At 62.3% G+C, this 2,808-nt stretch carries 3 protein-coding genes; 1 reads left to right on the plus strand and 2 read right to left on the minus strand.

Annotated elements, in window-relative coordinates; genetic code table 11:
• Both WAN02_RS30365 and WAN02_RS30370 read right to left on the minus strand, forming a co-directional pair.
• A partial coding sequence (locus tag WAN02_RS30365) for a spirocyclase AveC family protein (protein ID WP_422269084.1) occupies positions 1–1,070 on the minus strand: 1,070 nt, incomplete at its 3' end.
• On the minus strand, positions 1,058–2,137 hold the full coding sequence (locus WAN02_RS30370; RefSeq protein ID WP_422269085.1) for a spirocyclase AveC family protein: 1,080 nt from the start codon (positions 2,135–2,137) through the stop codon (positions 1,058–1,060). The genes WAN02_RS30370 and WAN02_RS30365, both read right to left, overlap by 13 nt.
• A gap of 164 nt (positions 2,138–2,301) precedes the next feature.
• Between WAN02_RS30370 and WAN02_RS30375 the strand changes: the two genes are divergently transcribed.
• Positions 2,302–2,808: TetR/AcrR family transcriptional regulator (locus WAN02_RS30375; RefSeq protein WP_422269086.1), on the plus strand; the 507-nt coding region annotated here is incomplete at its 3' end.

Below are 2,808 nucleotides of genomic sequence, written 5' to 3' on the forward strand. Positions count from 1 at the left end.
GAGCTGGTGGGGCTCTGATCGACTCGGTTGGTCTTGCTGTCTCGACGGGGAATGGGGACACCCGGCCCCGGGCAATCGAAGTTGGTGTTCGGGCCGCACACGCCCGCGAGCCGCCACGGTTGGTTCAGGTACGCGCCCGACATTTCCGAGTGCAGCGCATACAGCTGGTAGGGGATGTTGTAGGTCACCAGGATCGACAACTGAGCTATGCCGACAATCGCAAGAAAACGAAGAAAGGTCTTCAGCCGGTCACCACCGACCCGGAAAGCGTCGATTCCGCGTTCAGGCAGCGAACGACCGCGATCGTCGCGGAAGAAGTGAACGCTGGACAAGAAAACATACGTGCCGGCCCAGCTGATCATCTCGTACACCGGAAATTGGTGATCCGTTCCGGCGAAAAGGCTGAGCTGCGGGATGACGCTGCCGTAGCTGAACAGATTGGTTCTCGTGATGAAGGCTTCGAGCACGAGATCGAAGGCGCAAAACGCCAAGTATGTCAACGCAATCAATCGCAGCTTGCTGATCCCCGGGGTGCGCCGGGTCAACCAGCCCATAAATCGCGAGCCCGCCATCGCCGGGATCGCGACCAGCCAGAAATAGGCGGTGCCGGCCCACATGGAGACAGGCATCAACACGGCGTTCGGTGAACTCCACCCCGGAATGTGGCTCAGCCAGCTGCCGAAGTTGATCGAGGTGGTGCTGTAGAGGAACTGATAGCTCGTCCAGTTGATCCACGGCTCTTGGAAGAACATCAAACCGCATGCCAGGACGAACAATCCGTCAAACGACAGCCGGCCATCGCGAAGCTTCGGCCGAATCACGAAGACCCATAGGATGACAACGGTGACGACGAGTGCGAAGACCTCCCAGCCGCGCATCAACGCCACATACCAGCCAGGCTCCTGACCGCGTCCGAGCGTGTTCGTCTTGAAGTCGCCGCTGACCACCCAGGCTGTCCAGCAATAGCAGATGAGCCCAAACCACAGGCCGCCGTGGATCACCCACAGGGTCGCTGTGTCGCGTTGGGCGACTTGGTGATCGACCGGCGGATCGCGGTCTAGGGTTGCCACGGCGGCCTGGGCATAGGTACGCCGGGTCCCGGGCAGGTTTTCCCGTCGCTGCCCGAGGCGCACATGTCATTGATCATGTAGGACTTGTATCCGGTTGGGAACGGACCCGAATGCACCGCAAACCATTGCTGCGGAACCATGTACAGCATTAAAAAGGCGAGGTGCACGGCGCCGAAGATTGCGAGGAACTTGACCAGCTGCTTGGATTTCGCGCCGACGCGGATCTTGTCGAGGCCGCGCTCCACGACGGTGTGCCCCCTGTCGTCGCGGAAGTGGCTCAGGCAGGCGATGGCGCCGAGCGCGACGCCGCCGAACAGCACGGTCTCCGACAAGGGCACCTGGTAGGTGTGGCCGGCGAACAACGTGATGGCCCGAATCGCGCCGGGATAGGCATATATTGCGCTGCGCAGCAGCACGGTCTCGATGACGGTGTCGACGATGACCAGGCCGACGAAAATGAACACCACGGATGCGGTCGCGCCGAATTTTGGCCGGCGCGCCTTGATCTTGCGCAGGATCCATAACACAAGAACGACTTGCGAAAACACCAGTGCGACGTACCCGGGGACGGTGATGAACAGCGACTCGGGCAAATAGTTCGCGTTCGCGCTGATCCAGCCCGGCCACGATCCGTTCGCCCACGCCCCGCGGTTGGCGAGATGCGAGTTGTACAAAAGTGACACCGACGTGTAGTTCATCGACATGTCCCAGAAGAAGACCATACCGGCGCTTAAAGTGAGCATGCCATCGGTTGTCAGGTGTCCTTCGCGCCGCCAGGGCCGGACGACCCAGCAGTACAGGGCCACCACCGCGGCAAGCGGCACCGCAACTTGAAGCACGGTGAAGAGCATCTGCTGGCCCGACGAGATCTGATCGGGACCAGGCGGGGTGGATTTGAAGTTGGGCCCGCACACCCATCGCGCCAGCACCACAATCTCGAAGACGAGCAACACCGCACCGGCGGCCGCCCATGCCATTACCGGGCGCCAGGAGCGCGGCACCTCCTCATCGACGCCGGTGCGCGGCTGCCGCTGCGCGGCCTGGCTGACCGGAAGGGTGGCGCTCATACTCGCACGCTTCTGGTCTCGGACAGCTGGTCAACGATCCGATCGCCGGCGGCATGGCCCGCTCCCACGATCGCGGTCCGTCCCTCAAAGGTCATCACTCCACGGTACCCGAGCTATGATCGACTAATCAAGAATGATTCATTAATCAGACTTAGGCTGGAGTGGTGACGACCGAAACGACGAACGGCATGTCCCGCACCGCGCGCAGGCAGGCCAAGACGAGGGTCGACCTGATCAAAGCCGCGCGCGAGATCATCGCCGAACGCGGGCTGGAAGGCCTGCGCGTCAGCGACGTGACCCAACGCGCCGACGTGGCGTTCGGCACCTTCTACAACCAGTTCAAGACCAAAGACGACATCATCGAGGCCGTCGTCGCGGAGACCCTCGTCGGCTTGGCGAACTCGATCGACTCCCCCGCATTCGCTGATCCCGCGGAGGCGCACGCCGCGTCGACGCTGGCGATCGTTCGAATTGCCTACCAAGACCCCGATCTGGCACGGCTGCTGGTGAACCTGAGTCAGGCCGAAGCACGCTTCGAGCGCATCATCCGCCCCCAGGCGGGGGCACTGCTGGAGCGCGGCGTGGCCGAGGGCGTTTTCGCCATCGATGATCTTGAGACCCCGCTGTCGATGTCGATGGCGGCGGCTTTCGAGGTGATCCACGGCATCGTC

It is taken from the genome of Mycobacterium sp., from assembly GCF_049281135.1.
Taxonomy (GTDB): Bacteria; Actinomycetota; Actinomycetes; order Mycobacteriales; family Mycobacteriaceae; genus Mycobacterium.

Excerpts from the sequence above, each read along its gene's own strand:
- WAN02_RS30370 (WP_422269085.1), bottom strand. The coding sequence starts at position 2,137 with ATGAGCGCCACCCTTCCGGTCAGCCAGGCCGCGCAGCGGCAGCCGCGC.